This window comes from Vogesella mureinivorans (assembly GCF_007644035.1).
Taxonomy (GTDB): Bacteria; Pseudomonadota; Gammaproteobacteria; order Burkholderiales; family Chromobacteriaceae; genus Vogesella; species Vogesella mureinivorans.
In genome coordinates this window covers 1-279 of record NZ_VMTV02000033.1, presented here as the reverse complement: position 1 = coordinate 279, position 279 = coordinate 1, and the positions used below count along the sequence as shown (strand labels likewise).

The 279-nt window shown below is 47.0% G+C and carries 1 protein-coding gene; it reads left to right on the top strand.

From position 1 onward, the window contains the following. The coding region (locus FLQ44_RS00985) for an HAD hydrolase family protein (RefSeq protein ID WP_147692662.1) at window positions 1-279 on the top strand (279 nt) is incomplete at both ends.

Genomic DNA, 279 nt, shown 5'->3' with positions numbered 1-279 from the left:
GGCTATTGGTTGCTATGGTCGGGGATGGTACCAACGATGCGCCAGCATTGGCGCAAGCGGATATTGGTCTGGCAATGAATTCGGGAACACAGGCTGCCAAAGAAGCCGGAAATATGGTGGATTTGGATTCAGACCCAACCAAGCTTTTGTCTGTCGTTGAGATCGGTAAACAGCAACTGATTACCCGAGGTGCTTTGACCACATTTTCATTGGCGAATGATGTGTCCAAATACTTTGCTATTTTACCTGCATTATTTGTGGCAGCCATTCCTCAAATGA